Consider the following 15,459-nt stretch of genomic DNA (forward strand, 5'->3'; position numbering starts at 1 on the left):
CGTGAATGCTCCATGGCGCCATGCCCACCCGAAGCGGGCCGATCGACGCGTTTCGACGGCGGCCCTACTTGCCTGGCTCCTTGTACGAGGGTGAAGATCCCTGAGCCGCCTTGTCGCCGTGACGGGAGGCAGGGCCTGTGGGGGGCAGTCATGGTGCAACGGATGAATCTGCTGGGAGAGCCAGGGGTGGGGCTGCCAAGGGGACCGGGCAGGCCTGTTCCGAGCCGTGCGGACGTACAGAGGGCCCGCGGCCAGGCGTGGGGTGTGTTGATCGTGCTGGCCCTCCTCGTGATCGGTCTGCTGGTGAGCCCCAGCCGGAACCCGTCGGGGGACGTGTTCACCGGAGCCCGTGGCTCCTTTCCCGCCGCGTTCGCCGCGGGCGCCCCGATCGCGCCTGAACGCGTCGTACGCCGGACCGCGGACGAGCGAGCCTTGGCGCACGGACTGTCCCTGCGGTGGACGGCTTTCGGCGTGACGGCGCTGAACCTGCGGACCGGCAAGGAGTACTGGCGCTATGAGCGCCGGGAGCCGAAGGACGTCGTGATGGATTTCAAGGCGTCGGAACGCACCGCGGTGATCGGCCACGCTGACGGAAGGCTCGTCGGCATCGATCTGCGTACGGGCAAGCTGCTGTGGCGCGCAGAGATCCGGGAACACGGCTATCGGTCCGTGGACCTCGTCCGCGGCCAGGTCGTCACCGGGGCGCCCGGCGCCGTGCGTGCCTTCGACGAGCGTGACGGTCGGAGCCTGTGGACGGTGAAGATGCCTGAGTCCTGTGCCGATGTACTCGTCTTCTCCGTGCACGCCATGCCGGACCATCTGAGCGCCGTCCACGTGATGTGCAACGTGACGAGTGTCGACCGGGACGAGTACGACGTTCTGCTCGGTGTCGACGACCGCACGGGCAAGGTCCTGTGGCGCCGGCGCACCGTGGACCCCAAGCAAACGGCCTGGGGCGACGCGCACACCGTCGTCGCTCCGGACCTGGGCCACCAACGGACCATCCGGTTGCTCGACATGAACCGTCAAGGGATCTCTCCACGCGGCACTCTCCCTCTGGACGGGTGGGACGTGGTCGCCGCGGGCAGCGGCACCGTCCTGTCCGGCACCGACCCGAAAGAGCGTTCGGAGGAGCACGACACGCTCCTGCGCGCCTACGACGCCCGAGATGGTCACCCCTCCTGGCAGGTGCGGGCGCCGGCAGGACAGGAGTACGGGTTCCCCGAGATCACCGACGGCCGCGTGTACGTCGTACGCCAGCCCTTCCTCACCGACGCGGACACGGGGCGCCGGATCCATGCCGAGCTGCTCATTCTCGATGCGGGAACCGGCCGCCTGCTCCACACCCTGCGGCTGCCGGTCATGACCGCGCGGAGCGACTCCGGCTACTTCGGGAAGCTCGACATTTTCGACATCGCCGACGGCGCGCTGAGCATCGGGTGGCGAGACGGCGGGGGGCGCCTACTGATCGCCACGGACTGACCGTGCCCGCGCCACATCACCGACCGGCGGCGGGGCCCGTCCGCACGCCAGATAATCCCTCGTCCAGCGGAACCGGTCCGGCGATACTGCCTATTCATGAGGCGTGATGATCCCGATCCCGATGGGGAAATCCAGGCCAACCCGGCATTACGACGAATCCTGAGACGGCCTCGCGGCACGGAGCTGTTGGATCTGCTGACCGAGGGTATGTCTGGTGGCGATCTGACAACGCTGCTGCTCGAGGTGTTCCGGCGCCGAGCAGACCAGCTCTCACCGGCGGAGGTGATGCGGCGGTACCGCAGCGATCGGTTCGTGGCGCCTGCACCGATCAGCTTCGCCGCACTGCGCCGCACCGAAGACGCCTTGTTGTCCGCGTTGCCCGACGACTTCGAGATGCTCGTGCCGGCCCCGGTGCTGCCGCTGGCGGCTCATTCAGCCGTCGCGACCGTCGATCCGCGCAAGGTGATCGCAACGGTTCGCGGCAGCGAGGTTGCCGCCGACCCGACGAACGCCTTGGCCTTGGAGGCGTCCTTGCGCCGTTCCCAGGCTCTGGCCGCAGATGCTCGTTCAAGTACGCCGGTCCGACTGGCGGCAAGTCAGCGAGTCGTCCGCGCACAGCACTTCAAAACCCCCGGGATGCTCGCCCACTTTCAGATATTCGGCCTGGTGACCGCCGGTCGGGACACCGGCAACCGATCCTTCGAGTACCAGCAGCTGACCGAACATCTACGGTTCGCCGCCCGGGCGCTTGCCGCTGCCGGAGTGCAGCGCGCACGGATCGGGCTCACCTGCCTGGACGATGCGAGTCGCCCGGTCATCGGACGACTGTGTGATGATCTCGGCGCGCTTCCCGGCATCGCCGTGCTCGAGGACCCGGACCGGACAAGCGGAAGCGGCTACTACACGGGCGTTTGCTTCAAGATCTGTGCCGGGGTTGAGGACCACTTCGTGGAAGTCGCCGACGGCGGTTTCGTCGACTGGAGCCAACTCCTCACCGGCAGCCGCAAGGAACGCCTACTGATCAGCGGCTTCGGCGTCGACCGACTGACTGAGAGCCTGCCGCCGTCAGCACCAGGTCGATCGGGGAACCACGACTGACGCCGCAGTCACTCGGTGTCGGCCGTGAAACGGTCCGTGCCCAGCACAGGGAGCAGGTCGAGTTTCTCGTGGCTTTCCGTGCCCGGGGTGGCGGTGAATATGAGCAGCGACTGCCCCTGGTCCGGCTCGAGCAGGAGTCGGCAGTAGAGGTCCAGCTGTCCGACCTGGGGATGGACGAATCGCTTGGTTTCGCTCCACCGCAGGCCCACCTCGTGGCGCTCCCACAGTCGCGCGAACTCGTCGCTGGTGCGCAGCAGGATGTCGGCCAGGTCCGCCGCGGGGGAGCCGGGCCCGTCCCGGGTGACAGCCGCGCGCAGCAGCGCGGCGTTGATCCGGCTGTTGCGGTCGTGCTCCTCGGGCCGACGGCCTGGATCTGCAGACCGTCACCAACTACATCGGTCCCTTTCTGCTGACGACCCTGCTGCTCGAGCGCCCAACGCACCCTGTTCTGCGCGTAGTCCGGGCGGTGCTCGGCGTAAGCGGCGGCCGCCGCGCCGAACGACGAGCTGTGAAGGAGCCGTTGGTCCTGATCCACGCGATTACGGTATCGATGCGGCCGGCGGGCCGGATACCCATCGGTGACCGGGGGAGTCGTCGAGGCCTGTCGCGTCCTCCCGCAGACAACGGCTGGGCGACGGAGCCCGGGGCGGTCCCGTAGGAGCAGTGGGCCGACCGCGGCCGGTGAGTGAGGCGGGTGTCGATGACCAACTCGCCTTGCTTCGAGGGGTTGTTGTGCCCGGCGTCGTGGGCGCGAGCCGGGTGACTCTGTCGCTCGCACGGGCAGAACGGGGTGGCGGCATATGCCGATTTCCGAACTGGGGTACGAAGTACGCCAAGATCCGCCGTGAGGACGCCGCGGCGGCTAGTGTCCTTCTTGTGAATCGATTCGTAATCGATTACGACGAGGGTCCCGCTTCGGGGCCGTGTCCTGTGCCACGCAGCGCACGTCGCACGCCCGCACGCTGCGCAGGCTCGGACCGTGTGGTTCATGAACGCGCACCTTCTGCCGGCACCGGTAGTGGGCCGTTTCCGGTACCCGACGTCCTCGGGTGCGCCAGCCGAATGGAGCAGTAACCGTGACGACGCCCCCCGGTGGCGATCCGTACAGGGCATACCGTCCGCCGCCGTCCACGGCTCAGGATCCTCGACTCCACGCGGCACCGGGCGGCCGAGCCAAGCCCTCCGCCCTCGTCCGCCCCTACGCCATGACCGGAGGCCGCACCCGCCCGAGCCACCACCTCGCCATCGAGGCGCTGGTCAGCACCAGAACAGACCTCTGGGAGCCTCGTGCTCAGACGCCGGAGGCCTATCGGATCTGCGTTCTCTGCCAAGAGGTCAAGTCGGTCGCGGAGATCTCCGCGCACCTCGCCATTCCGCTGGGAGTCGCCCGAATCCTCGTTGCGGATCTCGCGGAGGCGGGCCTCGTAACGGTGCAACAGCCTCAAGGGGACGACGCCCATGGGGGAAGGCCCCACGTGACGCTGCTCGAAAAGGTGCTCAGCGGCCTTCGGAGACTCTAGGAGGGCCGATGGCAGGTCCTCGCGCGGCACTCGGGCCGTGCGGGGGCCGCTCGGCGACAGGTGTGCCGCTCAGAGTCCGCCGATCCGGGCCACGAAGAAGCCCGCGACGACCACCGAGCCGATGACGATGAGGGAGAGCCAGAAATAGGGGTGTTCCCAGATTCCGCCGTCCGGCCGCTCCTGATGCGCTTCGGCGATGCAGCCTTCGGCGGGCGGGGTCTCACCTGGGGGTACGAGGGAATGTGTCATCTCTCAACGGTCCCTCCGAACCTGTGACGGCGCATCTTCGCACCGGGCGACGTTCGCTGCCCGTCGGCCGACCGCGGTGCGCGCGGAGGTCAGTGGGGCGGTCGCCTGCGGGCGCGCGCGGCGCCGCGACGGCGCTCCTTGGCCAGTTCTCGCAGGTAGGCCCGTGCGTCCACCTGGATGGTGTGCCGGGTCGAGGCGACGTAGCGCCGCTTCAGGCGGGCACGGTAGGCGTCGACCTCGGCGATCATGTCCTGTCGCGCGGGCAGGGCGCACCTGTCCTGGAGCAGGTCGGCGACCCAGTGCGCCTGCGCCTCCGCCAGCGGCATGATCGCGCCGAGCGGCTGGATGAGGCCGATGAAGTACAGACCCGGGTGTCCGGGTGCGACGACACGGTGGAAGAGACCCAGGTTGTTGTCGGAGGGGTCGATCAGCTCGGTTGTGAGGAACGGGAAGGAGATGTCGTATCCCGTGCTGTAGATGATCGTGTCGATGTCCTCCGCGCTGCCGTCCTCGAAGAGCACCCGCTTCGCCTCAAGGCGTTGCGGGGCGGGCCTGACCACGATGTCTCCGTGTCCGAGCCGTGACAGGAGGTCGTCGGAGATGGTCGGGTGTGCGGCCAGAACGCGGTGGGCCGGCGCGGGCAGTCCGTAGTCCGTCAGTCGGCCTCGGCTCAGGCGCAACAGCAGTCGCAGGCCGCGGTCCTGAAGGGCCAGCGGGGTCTTGGCCAGCCACGAGTTGGTGAGGTGGTCGGTCGGTGTGCCGAACAGGTACTTGGGAAGGATGTGCGCACCGCGGCGCGTCGCGAGGATCGTCCGCTGCGCGACGCGTGAGGTCTCCACGGCGATGTCGCAGGCGGAGTTGCCGATACCGAGCACCATGACGCGCCGGCCGGTGTAGGGCTCGGGTGTCCGGTAGTCGTGTGCGTGGGTCTGCGTGCCGGCGAAGTCGGTGGCTCCCGGCAGGGCCGGCTGCGGCCAGCGGGGCTTCCAGTGATGTCCGTTGGCGACAAGGACGGCGTCGTAGGTGGTTTCCGCCTGCCGATTCGTGTCGCGGTGGCGGTGGGTCACGGTCCACCGGCCGGAGGTGGCCGGTGATACATCGACCACCTCCGTACGGAAGGCGATGGACGGGCGCAGCCGGAAATGGTCCACGAAGGCGTCGAAGTAGCGGGCGATGTGCGCGTGACCGGGATAGTCGGGACTGCTCGGCGGCATCGGGTAGGAGGCGTACTCCATGACCTGGCGCGAGGTGTTGATGTGCAGGGAGCGGTAGGCGGACGACAGGCCGTTGTCGTTCAGGTACCTCCAGTTGCCGCCGACCTCGGAGCCCAGTTCGTAGCAGTCGTACGGGATGCCGCGCTCCGCGAGCACCTGGCAGGCGGCGATTCCGGATGAGCCCGCCCCGATCACACACACCTTGCGCATGTCCACGCCCCTTGTGACCACTCGGTCATGTGACCGAGTGGTCACAGGCTGGAGCTCGCGCCACGCGGTGTCAATGGGGCGGGGCAGGCTTCTCGGCTCTGCGAAAAATCTCAACATGCTTTCCTGTCAGACGCGTTGACACTTCATGACGGGCGTCCCACGATGACCGGGCGGTCACATGACCGCCCGGTCACCCACAGGAGCGCCCCATGCCCACACCTACCTGGACCCGGCTCTCCCCGGCCCGGCGGGAGAGCGTCCTGGTCGCCGCCATGGACGAATTCGGCACCCACGGCTACTCCACGGGCAGCCTCAACGTCATCGCCCGAGAGGCCGGCGTGGCCAAGGGCTCCTTGTTCCAGTACTTCTCCGGCAAGCTCGACCTGTTCACCTACGTCGCGGAACAGACATCGCTGCGCATCTACGCCCACATGAAGCCCTGGCTCGACGGCTATGACGGCACCAGGGCGTTCCCTCTCCATCTCCTCGACGCGCTGGAAGCCTGGCTCGACTATTTCGCCACGCACCCCCTGGAACGCGGGGTCACCGCCGCCACCAACATGGAGATGGACCAGGCCGTCCGCGACGCGGTACGGGTTCCAGTGAACGAGATCTATCTGAGCGGCCTGCGCCCCCTGTTGGAGCGCGCTGTCAAGGGAGGTGACCTGCGCAAGGACGCCGACCTGGACGCCCTGCTCTCCCTGCTGCTCGTCATGCTCCCGCACCTCGCCCTCGTCACCCACACCCCAGGACTGGACGGCCCCGTCCCGCTCACGGCCCGCCATCCCCAGACCCGCCGTGACAACCTCGAACGCCTCGTCACCCCCTTGCTCGCCGGCTTCGCCGCACGGGGCGACCGGTGACCGCCTTCGACCACGACGTCCTCGTCATCGGTTCGGGCTTCGGCGGAAGCGTCACCGCCCTGCGACTGACCGAGAAGGGATACGACGTGGCGGTGCTGGAAGCGGGACGGCGCTTCGCCGACACCGACTTCCCACGAACGTCCTGGCACGTCCGGGACTACCTCTTCGCACCCCGCCTGGGCTGCACCGGAATCCTGCGCATGTCCCTGCTCGGTGACGTGCTCGTCCTGAGCGGCGCCGGCGTCGGCGGCGGTTCCCTCGGCTACGCCAACACCCTCTACGAGCCGTCCGCCGCCTTCTACGAGGGATCGGCCTGGGCCGCCATCACCGACTGGCGCCGTGAACTCGCCCCCTACTACGCGCAGGCGCGCCGGATGCTCGGCGTCACACCCAACCCCGTGTTCACCGCGGCCGACCGCCTGCTCAAGGACACCGCTCGCGAACTGGGCTGCGAAGACACCTTCCGCCCCACCCCGGTCGGTGTCCACTTCGGCCCGCCCGGCGCCCGACCCGGCGAACCCGTCCCCGACCCCTACTTCGGCGGCGCCGGGCCCACCCGCCATGCCTGCCTCAACTGCGGTGCCTGCATGACCGGTTGCCGGCACAACGCCAAGAACACGCTGCCCAAGAACTACCTCGGCCTCGCCGAGCGGGCCGGGGCAACGGTGCTGGAGCGGCGCACCGTCACCCACATCGCCCGACACGGCCAGGGCTGGGCCGTCACCTCGGCGCGCACCGGCGCCGTCGCGGGCCGCCGCCGGCGGACACTGACCGCACGGCACGTCGTTCTGGCGGCGGGCGCCCTGGGCACGCAACGGCTGCTCCACGCACTGCGCGCCGACGGCTCCCTCCCCGATGTCTCACCCCGTCTCGGGTGGCTGACCCGCACCAACTCCGAGGCGATCCTCGGCGTCCGCTCCAAGGACCGCGACGCGGACTACACCCACGGGGTCGCCATCACCTCCTCCGTCCACCTCGACGCGACCACCCACATGGAACCCGTCCGCTACGGACCCGGCAGCAACCTGCTCGCACTGCTCGGCGCGCTGCTCACCGACCCCGTCCCGGGGCGGTCCCGCCTGCTGACGGGACTCGCCGCCATGGCACGCAACGCACGCCACCTGCCCGCTCTGCACGATCCGCGTCGCTGGTCCCGGCAATCGGTCGTCCTGCTCGTCATGCAGACCGCCGACAACTCGGTGACGACCTTCCTGCGACGCACCAGAACCGGTCGGCGCCGCCTCACCAGCCGCCCCGGCGAGGGTGCCCCTAACCCGACCTGGATACCGGCCGGGCACCGGGCCGCCCGCGTCGCGGCAGCCCACATCGGAGGCCAGCCCTGCGGCACCTGGGGAGACCTCTTGGACATACCCACCACCGGCCACCTCATCGGCGGCTGCACCGTCGGCGACGACGCCACCACCGGCGTGGTCGACCCGTATCACCGGCTGCACGGATACCCCGGACTGCACGTCATCGACGGCTCCACCGTGTCGGCGAACCTGGGAGTCAACCCCTCCCTCACGATCACCGCCCTCGCGGAGCGCGCAACGGCCCTGTGGCCCAACAAGGACGAACCCGACCCCCGCCCCGAGCCCGGAGAGCGCTACCGCCCGGTCGAACCCGTACCGCCGCGTCGGCCCGTGGTCCCGGACACCGCTCCCGGGGCCCTGCGCCTGCCGCCCTCCACCGGAAAGGACGCGCGATGACGCCCTACCCCGAACAGCCCTGGCACCTCGCCGGGCAGATGTATCTGTCCCTGTGGCTCGAGCCGCGCAGTGAGCTGCCCCAGGTCGTCCCCGGCACCGTGCCCGTCACGGCCTTCGGCCGGGGCGTGGTCGGCGCGGCCTGGGTCGTCTACGAGGACGAGAGCGTCCTGCACTACAACGAACTTCTCCGCGCGGTGCTGGTACGCGACGGGAGGCGGCCCCGCGCTTGCATCACCGACATCTGGGTCGACAACGAAGCCTCCTTGGCCGGAGGGCGTGCTTTATGGGGCATCCCGAAGGAAAGAGCCGTCTTCGAACTCGACCGGGCCGACGTCCTCGAGGCGGCCGCCAGCACGGGGGAGGGCGCCCTGGCCGCGAGCCGCTTCAGCCCGACCTGGCGGCTGCCCGGCCGCTGGCCGGTCTCGTACAAAGTGGCGCAGACCCTGGACGGCCGGCTCAAGACGAGCCAAGTCAGCAGCAAGACCGCCCTGAGGTTCGCGCGGGCCCGCTGGACGGCACCGGCACACAGCCCACTGAGCCCCCTCACACGCCGCCCGCCACTGGTCAGCCTGACCCTGCGGGACTTCAGCCTGCGCTTCGGAGACTGACCGGCCCGCGAACCGGGACGCCTCGACGTACGACCGGGTCTGGGCCCGGCGGCCCAGAACCTCGCGGGTGTCGCCTCTTCCGCGAAGCCCTGACCCCACCGACTCCCGCAACACCGGCGAGTGGAAACGGATGGCTGCGCCTCGTACCGGTCGCTAACCTCGCCACCCATGAACCAGCGCAAGCGGAAGGGGCTCTCCCGTCATCTCGTCGAAGCGATTCTGGAAGGTGACGCCGCTCGTGTGAAGGCGGTTCTGCGGGCTGGAGCCGACCCCGAGCGGGGAGACAGTGAGGGCACCACCCCTCTCTACATGGCGTCCGTGAACGGAGAAGCGGAGATCGCCCGCCTGCTCCTGGCGGCCGGGATCTCACCCAACACCGAGAGCAGAGGCCTCGGTTCGGAGGGCACACCCCTGTGCGCAGCCGCATGCTGGGGGCACACCGAAACCGTGCGCGAACTGTTGGCGCACGGCGCGGACCCGAACCTTCGCGAAGATCACGGAACGGGCTGGTCTCCCTTGGACTGGGCGAAGAACGGCCCCCACCCCGAAACCGCCGATCTCCTCACCGCAGCGGGAGCCACGCACCCAGGGGGAACCACGTAGGTCATCGTTCGTCATCAGGACGCCACCGGCGTCTGCTTCCGGCTGGGGCCGGCGGCCCCTCAGGGGCATTCCTGACGCCGTGCTCCGAGGGAAGCGTGAGTATGCTCGCGGAGTTATCCGTCAGGCAGCGGCGGAATGGTGGCGGGTGGGGGGTTCATTCAATGATGACGTCGCAGCCTGGGGCTGCCGGCGTGGCTTCGCCTGAACTGGACCGTACGGCGGCCTGGGGGACGGAGGAGCCGTCGGTCCTGCTGGTCGAGGACGATCCGGGCGACGCGCTGCTCGTGGAGGAGATGGTCGCCGACAGCGCGCTCGGCATGCGCCTGCGCTGGGTGCGCTCCATGGCCGAGGCGTGCGACGTGCTCGCGTCCGAGGCCCCGGACTGCGTACTGCTGGACCTGCATCTCCCGGACGCGCAGGGGTTGGAGGCGGTGTCGCGGGTGCGGGAGCGTGCCGAACACGTGGCCGTCGTGGTGCTGACGGGACTCGCCGAGGAGGGGACCGGTCTGGCGGCCGTGGCGGCCGGTGCGCAGGACTATCTGGTCAAGGGCCGGGTCGAGCCGGAGCTGTTCGGCCGGGCGGTCCGCTACGCGATCCAGCGCAAGCAGGCCGAGCAGGACGCGGTCGCGTTGCAGGCGAGTCAGATGCAGGCGCGGGAGAACGCCCGCCTGGAACGGGGGCTGCTGCCCCGCCCGCTGCTGCGGGGAAACGGTGTGGAGGTCGTGACCCGCTACCGGCCCGGCCGCGCGCACGCGCTGCTGGGCGGAGACTTCTACGACATCGTGCAGAGCGCCGACGGCACCCTCCACGCCATGATCGGAGACGTCTCCGGACACGGTCCGGACGAGGCCGCCCTGGGGGTCGCGCTGCGCATAGCCTGGCGCACCCTGGTGCTCAGCGGTGTCACCGGCGCCGACCAAGTGGGCCGGCTCGAGGAGATCCTGATGGCCGAGCGGGCCACGGTGGGCGTCTTCGCCACCCTGGTCATCCTCACCGTCAGCCCCGGTCAACGGCGTGTCCGGATGGTGCGGGCAGGCCATCACGGCGTGCTGCTGTGCGGGACCTCCGGGGTCGAGTGGGTGGAGGTGACAGGCGGGCCGGCGCTGGGAATCCTTCCCGGCGGCGCCCGCTGGCCCGTGGAGGACCTGGACGTCCCAGAGGGCACGGCGATGGTCCTGTTCACCGACGGACTGTTCGAGGGCCGCGTCGGACGCGGCACCGAGCGGCTGGGCGAGGAGGGGCTGTTGGCGGTGGCGCGCGAACTGGCCGATCTGCGGCCGGCCGCCTTCGTCGACGGGTTGATCAATCGGGCCGAGGCACTGGCCGAGGGGCAGGGCGGCCTGGCCGACGACGTCGCCGTGCTCTACCTGCGCTGGGGCTGATGGCTGTGAACAGCGAACGTGAGAACAGTGACTCCGAGGACGGGATACGGAACATGACCGGCGAGCGGTGGGCCGGAAGCCGGCTGACAGTGCAGGGCTGGATCCGGCTGGTGCTGGCCTTCATGGCGCTGCTCGTGGTCGTGGGCGCCGTGATCGGCGCCGTGCTGCTCCAGCGGACGGCCTCCGTCACGGACCATCTGCTCCGAGACGTCGAACCCGCGCAGACGGAGGCGTACCGGCTGCAGGCATCCCTGGTGAACCAGGAGACGGGAATCCGCGGCTACGCCATCGCGGCCGACCGCCAGTTCCTGGACCCCTACGATCAGGGCAAGAAGGACGAGACGCGTGCCGCCGCCCGGATGCGCGATCTCATCGGCGACCGTCACGGCCTCCTCGACGACCTGGAGAAGGTCGAGAAGCTGGCGGCCGAGTGGCGGCGCACCTACGCCGACCCCCTCGTCGACCGCGTCACGCCGGGCAAGCCACGCACGATCGACCGGGCGACCGCCGAACGCGGCAAGGAGAGCTTCGACCGCATCCGCAGAGCGTCGGCCGAGCAGAGGGCCGGGCTGGCGGCGGCGGTCGAGGACGGTCAGGACCAGCTGGCGTACTCGCGGAAGGTCCGCGACGCCGTGCTCATCGCCATGGTCGTGGTGTTCCTGCTGACCGGCGTGGTGCTGACGGTTCTGGTACGTGTGCTGGTGACACGTCCGCTGGACGACCTGCGGACCGCCACCCGCAGGGTGGCACAGGGCGACTTCGACCATGTCATCACCGGCGGAGGGCCGGTGGACCTCACCGCGGTGGCGGAGGACGTCGAGAACATGCGGCAGCGGATCGTCGCCGAACTGGCTTCCTCCCGCGCGCAGCAGGAGGTCCTGACCCGGCAGACCGCCGACCTGGACGCGCAGGCCGTCGAGCTGCGCCGCTCCAACGCCGAACTGGAACAGTTCGCCTACGTCGCCTCCCACGATCTGCAGGAACCGCTGCGCAAGGTGGCCTCGTTCTGCCAGCTTCTGGAGAAGCGTTACAGCGACCAGTTGGACGACCGCGCCCGGCAGTACATCGACTTCGCCGTCGACGGCGCCAAGCGCATGCAGATCCTCATCAACGACCTGCTCACCTTCTCCCGCGTGGGCCGCGTCAACGACTCCCGCCTCCCCGTCGATCTGGATCAGGCGCTCAGCAAGGCGCTGGCCAACCTGGACAGCTCTGTCACCGACAGCGGCGCGCTCATCGAGCGACCGGACGAACTGCCCCCGATCGTCGGGGACCCGACGCTGGTGACGATGCTCTGGCAGAACCTGGTCGGCAACGCCGTCAAGTTCCGTCACCCCGAGCGCACGCCACACATCCGGATCACGTGCGAACAGGATCCGGAGGACCCTGACGCCTGGCGCCTGTGCGTCACCGACAACGGCATCGGCATCCCCCGCGAGTTCGAGGACAAGGTCTTCGTCATCTTCCAGCGGCTGCACAGCCGCGACGCCTACGGCGGAACCGGTATCGGCCTCGCGCTGTGCAAGAAGATCGTCGAATACCACGGCGGCCGCATCTGGATCGACACGACCTACACCGACGGCACGCGCTTCTGCTTCACCCTCCCGTCCGCCGACGCGGCGGCAGGAACTCACGCCCGCACCCAAGACAAGGCCCTTACATGACAACCCCTGGCGGCACCCCCATCGACGTCCTCCTCGTCGAGGACGACCCGGGCGACGAGCTGATGACCCGGGAAGCCTTCGAGGACAACAAGATCGGCAACACGCTGCACGTGGTGCGGGACGGCGAGGAGGCGCTCGACTTCCTCTATCGGCGCGGTGCCCACACCGGCGCGCCGCAACCCGATCTGATCCTCCTCGACCTCAACCTGCCCAAGTACGACGGACGACAGGTCCTGGAGCAGATCAAGTCGGACCCGGCTCTATCGCACATCCCGGTCGTGGTGCTCACCACCTCCGCCGCGGAGGAGGACATCCTGCGCAGCTACAAACTCCATGCCAACGCCTACGTCACCAAGCCGGTCGACCTGGACCAGTTCATCGCCGCCGTCCGCCAGATCGACGACTTCTTCGTCCAGGTGGTGCGCCTGCCGCGACAGAACGGCTGAACGCCGAGGCGGCACCGGAGCCTTCCGGGGATTCGCCGAACCGTGCCCACGCGGAGGCAATTCCAGAACCGGGCCGTCTCCGCGTTGGGGCGGCCGCCGTCAGCCGCCGCTCCTCAGGCGTACGACGACGGGGGCGTCGAAGGGGTCACCGCTCTGGTTGACCTGGATGTGTCCGGCGCCCAGCCACGCGTCGGTGCCGGGTACCCGGTGGATGTCCTCCAGCCACAGCGACTGGTTCGAATCCTTGCGGGCGCCGGTGGACAGGGGCAGGCGATGGCGCTTGATCTTCACGCACGTGCCGTCGTCGGTCAGGTACCAGTTGCCGTCGAGGAACAGGCCCTTGTCGTCCTGGCCCACCGGGGTCCGTAGAGCGCACCCGCCGGGCGCGGGGTCCTGCTCGACCCACTGCGAGCCGTCCCAGCGCAGCCGGATGAACTCGTCCGCGGGTTCGTTCTCGATCTCGCCGTGGTTGAAGGAGTTGTTGCCGTACGCGCGCACCTCACCGCTGTCGAGTGCGAAGACCTGCCGGAGTCCGGCACTGGGCTCCGGTGGGATCGGCTTCTCGAAGCGGACCTGCGGAGTCTCGACCGACTTCCAGGACGTGCCGTCCCAGTGCATCGAGGCGGGTTGGCTGTACCGCTCGCCGTAGCCCAGTTCGGTGCCCGGCCCGGTCGAGCGACTGCCGACGGCCCAGACATCGTCCCGTCCCACCACCGCGAGGTCCGAGGCGCCGTACGGCAACCGGGTCGTGGTCCATCGGGTGCCGTCCCAGTGCTGGGCCGTGAGCTCGTCGGTGAGGGCCCAGACGTCGTCCGGGCGTTTCGCCTCGAAGTCCCCGACATTGCCCGGCGGAGGGTTCGGCACCGCTGACCAACGGGCGCCGTCCCACTGCGCCCATGAATGCGAGCCGCTCTCTTCATAGGCCTGCGGCTGTGGCTGCAGCCAGAGGGTTTCCGTGCCGACCTCATGGAGAACGGGCGGATAATCGCTGGTGCCGAGCGCTTCGGGCAGCGGCTCCCGCTTCCACCGCGTACCGTCGTAGTGGAGCAGGTGGGCGTTGGACCGGCCGTCGTCCGCGGTCCCGACCGCCCAGATGTCGTCATCCGCGAGTGCGGCGACGTCCGTGAACCGTCCGCTGAAATCCGCGATGTGCGCGAACTCCCAAGTGAGGGAACCCGCAGGGGCCTTCGGCGAAGATTCCTTGTCACCGGAGTTGGTCGCGCCGGCGGAGCCCGCGGTGGGGGAGCCGCCTCGCTCGGAGCCCCCACCGCACCCGTCTGCCGCGACGGCAATGGCCAGCACGGTCACCACCACCAGGCTCCTGCGCCCCAGGCCCACTGCTCTGCGTATCAACGCTCCCCCTCACCGCTGCCCTCGGAGCGGATCTCAGCGAGCGGGCAGCATACCTGTCCGCAGGCACCCCGGACGGCGGGCGCGGACGCGGGAGGTCCCCGAGTGGCACGCGCGCGGGTGCCTTCCCTGCATGGTCATACGGGCACGGGCACGGGTACTGGTGCTGACGAGGATGCGCTCGCCGTCGCCGACCTTCGACGGACGAACACCCCGTTTCAGAATGCGGAGTTGGCGAACCAGTGGGCCAGCAGTTGCTCGTCGCCTTCGACCGTGAAGACCTCAGCGGCGTGGGGCAGGCGGCCGTAGACGAGCAAGAGCAGGTCGGCGGCGGTTCCCCGGACGATCGCGTCAGCGGTGCCGGCAGGGACAACCGTGTCCGTGGCGGGGCGGGTCCCGTCGAGCCCGAAGCCGTCCGGCCGCAGGCGTACGAGCCAACCGTCGTCCCCGTCGGTCGCGCGGAAGCCGATGGTCCTGTCGGGCCCGCGCAGGTTGGCCACCTTGGGGGCGAAGAACGTGGCGAGGGGGAGATTGACCAGGAACTCATCGATCCCGTCGACCGCGACCGTTCGGTCGATCGCGGGTCGGAGACCGAGTGCGAGTTCGGCGTCGGCCCGGTGCAGCAGGGTCTCGAAGAGCATCCGGCGTGCCCAGAAGCGCGTGTGCTGGTCGACGCCCCACGCCCACATCGGCAGGCTCAGGTCGGTGGCTGCGAACGTGTCCGCGGCGACCGTCGCACTCTCGTCCAGCCACCCGGCGTACCCGTCCTCCCGCTCCGGGAGCCGCAGGTCCACCTCACGCGTGCGTGGGGGTTCCTGGATGCGCGCCCGCATGAGCGCCGAGAACCAGCGCTGGACGCTGCCGGTGTGCTTGACCAGGTCGGCCAGCGTCCAGCCGGGACAGGTGGGCACGGGTGTGGCCAGGTCGGCGTTCTTGACCGTGGCGACGAAGCGGGCGGTCTCCGCCGCGACCGCCGTGGGGTGGTCGACCGCGGCGGGGGAGCGGTCGTGACCGGGATGGCCGTAGGTCGTCATGAACTGCCTTTCGGAGAAGGGGCGGGC

Annotated in this window: 15 protein-coding genes; 10 read left to right on the plus strand and 5 right to left on the minus strand. The window is 69.5% G+C overall.

Translation table 11 applies throughout. From position 1 onward, the window contains the following. Positions 1–264 precede the first annotated feature (264 nt). Positions 265–1,482, plus strand: a complete 1,218-nt coding sequence (locus OG788_RS44030; RefSeq protein ID WP_406376492.1) for a PQQ-binding-like beta-propeller repeat protein — start codon at positions 265–267, stop codon at positions 1,480–1,482. A 96-nt stretch (positions 1,483–1,578) separates the two neighbouring features. Beyond that, positions 1,579–2,580, plus strand: a complete 1,002-nt coding sequence (locus OG788_RS44035; protein ID WP_406376493.1) for a hypothetical protein — start codon at positions 1,579–1,581, stop codon at positions 2,578–2,580. An 8-nt stretch (positions 2,581–2,588) separates the two neighbouring features. Here the strand turns inward: OG788_RS44035 and OG788_RS44040 are convergent, their stop codons facing one another. Next, positions 2,589–2,912, minus strand: coding sequence for a hypothetical protein (locus OG788_RS44040; protein WP_406377003.1), 324 nt, complete (start codon positions 2,910–2,912; stop codon positions 2,589–2,591). Positions 2,913–3,656: 744 nt separating this feature from the next. Here OG788_RS44040 and OG788_RS44045 point away from each other — a divergent pair. Beyond that, positions 3,657–4,100, plus strand: coding sequence for a DUF742 domain-containing protein (locus OG788_RS44045; protein ID WP_406376494.1), 444 nt, complete (start codon positions 3,657–3,659; stop codon positions 4,098–4,100). Positions 4,101–4,169: 69 nt separating this feature from the next. Here the strand turns inward: OG788_RS44045 and OG788_RS44050 are convergent, their stop codons facing one another. Both OG788_RS44050 and OG788_RS44055 read right to left on the minus strand, forming a co-directional pair. Then, positions 4,170–4,349: a DUF6480 family protein gene (locus OG788_RS44050; protein WP_351542336.1), complete on the minus strand. Its 180-nt coding sequence runs from the start codon at positions 4,347–4,349 to the stop codon at positions 4,170–4,172. Positions 4,350–4,438: 89 nt separating this feature from the next. Continuing rightward, on the minus strand, positions 4,439–5,773 hold the full coding sequence (locus tag OG788_RS44055; RefSeq protein WP_406376495.1) for a flavin-containing monooxygenase: 1,335 nt from the start codon (positions 5,771–5,773) through the stop codon (positions 4,439–4,441). 209 nt (positions 5,774–5,982) lie between these two features. Between OG788_RS44055 and OG788_RS44060 the strand changes: the two genes are divergently transcribed. The 7 genes from OG788_RS44060 to OG788_RS44090 all read left to right on the plus strand — a co-directional run bounded on the left by OG788_RS44060 (position 5,983) and on the right by OG788_RS44090 (position 13,048). Beyond that, positions 5,983–6,636: a TetR/AcrR family transcriptional regulator gene (locus OG788_RS44060; RefSeq protein ID WP_406376496.1), complete on the plus strand. Its 654-nt coding sequence runs from the start codon at positions 5,983–5,985 to the stop codon at positions 6,634–6,636. Further along, on the plus strand, positions 6,633–8,345 hold the full coding sequence (locus tag OG788_RS44065; RefSeq protein WP_406376497.1) for an FAD-dependent oxidoreductase: 1,713 nt from the start codon (positions 6,633–6,635) through the stop codon (positions 8,343–8,345). The genes OG788_RS44060 and OG788_RS44065 overlap by 4 nt, the downstream gene beginning before the upstream one ends. Further along, positions 8,342–8,953, plus strand: coding sequence for an acetoacetate decarboxylase family protein (locus OG788_RS44070; RefSeq protein WP_406376498.1), 612 nt, complete (start codon positions 8,342–8,344; stop codon positions 8,951–8,953). The genes OG788_RS44065 and OG788_RS44070 overlap by 4 nt, the downstream gene beginning before the upstream one ends. 168 nt (positions 8,954–9,121) lie before the next feature. After that, positions 9,122–9,556: an ankyrin repeat domain-containing protein gene (locus tag OG788_RS44075; protein WP_406376499.1), complete on the plus strand. Its 435-nt coding sequence runs from the start codon at positions 9,122–9,124 to the stop codon at positions 9,554–9,556. Positions 9,557–9,720: 164 nt separating this feature from the next. After that, positions 9,721–10,938: a PP2C family protein-serine/threonine phosphatase gene (locus tag OG788_RS44080; protein ID WP_406376500.1), complete on the plus strand. Its 1,218-nt coding sequence runs from the start codon at positions 9,721–9,723 to the stop codon at positions 10,936–10,938. Positions 10,939–10,991: 53 nt separating this feature from the next. Then, positions 10,992–12,602, plus strand: a complete 1,611-nt coding sequence (locus OG788_RS44085) for an ATP-binding protein (RefSeq protein WP_406377004.1) — start codon at positions 10,992–10,994, stop codon at positions 12,600–12,602. Further along, positions 12,599–13,048, plus strand: a complete 450-nt coding sequence (locus OG788_RS44090; protein WP_406376501.1) for a response regulator — start codon at positions 12,599–12,601, stop codon at positions 13,046–13,048. Before OG788_RS44085 ends, OG788_RS44090 begins: the two co-directional genes overlap by 4 nt. 99 nt (positions 13,049–13,147) lie before the next feature. Here the strand turns inward: OG788_RS44090 and OG788_RS44095 are convergent, their stop codons facing one another. Next, complete coding sequence (locus OG788_RS44095; RefSeq protein WP_406376502.1) at positions 13,148–14,401, minus strand: hypothetical protein; 1,254 nt, start codon at positions 14,399–14,401, stop codon at positions 13,148–13,150. A gap of 215 nt (positions 14,402–14,616) precedes the next feature. After that, on the minus strand, positions 14,617–15,432 hold the full coding sequence (locus tag OG788_RS44100; RefSeq protein WP_406376503.1) for a maleylpyruvate isomerase family mycothiol-dependent enzyme: 816 nt from the start codon (positions 15,430–15,432) through the stop codon (positions 14,617–14,619). Positions 15,433–15,459: the final 27 nt, after the last annotated feature.

The organism is Streptomyces sp. NBC_00647, from assembly GCF_045207245.1.
In the GTDB taxonomy this organism is placed as follows: Bacteria; Actinomycetota; Actinomycetes; order Streptomycetales; family Streptomycetaceae; genus Streptomyces.

Bases quoted from the DNA above. Each gene is read 5' to 3' on its own strand.
- OG788_RS44035 (WP_406376493.1), top strand. From the start codon at position 1,579: ATGAGGCGTGATGATCCCGATCCCGATGGGGAAATCCAGGCCAACCCG.
- OG788_RS44050 (WP_351542336.1), bottom strand. From the start codon at position 4,349: ATGACACATTCCCTCGTACCCCCAGGTGAGACCCCGCCCGCCGAAGGC.
- OG788_RS44055 (WP_406376495.1), bottom strand. From the start codon at position 5,773: ATGCGCAAGGTGTGTGTGATCGGGGCGGGCTCATCCGGAATCGCCGCC.
- OG788_RS44060 (WP_406376496.1), top strand. From the start codon at position 5,983: ATGCCCACACCTACCTGGACCCGGCTCTCCCCGGCCCGGCGGGAGAGC.
- OG788_RS44070 (WP_406376498.1), top strand. From the start codon at position 8,342: ATGACGCCCTACCCCGAACAGCCCTGGCACCTCGCCGGGCAGATGTAT.
- OG788_RS44075 (WP_406376499.1), top strand. From the start codon at position 9,122: ATGAACCAGCGCAAGCGGAAGGGGCTCTCCCGTCATCTCGTCGAAGCG.
- OG788_RS44080 (WP_406376500.1), top strand. From the start codon at position 9,721: ATGACGTCGCAGCCTGGGGCTGCCGGCGTGGCTTCGCCTGAACTGGAC.
- OG788_RS44085 (WP_406377004.1), top strand. From the start codon at position 10,992: ATGACCGGCGAGCGGTGGGCCGGAAGCCGGCTGACAGTGCAGGGCTGG.
- OG788_RS44090 (WP_406376501.1), top strand. From the start codon at position 12,599: ATGACAACCCCTGGCGGCACCCCCATCGACGTCCTCCTCGTCGAGGAC.
- OG788_RS44100 (WP_406376503.1), bottom strand. From the start codon at position 15,432: ATGACGACCTACGGCCATCCCGGTCACGACCGCTCCCCCGCCGCGGTC.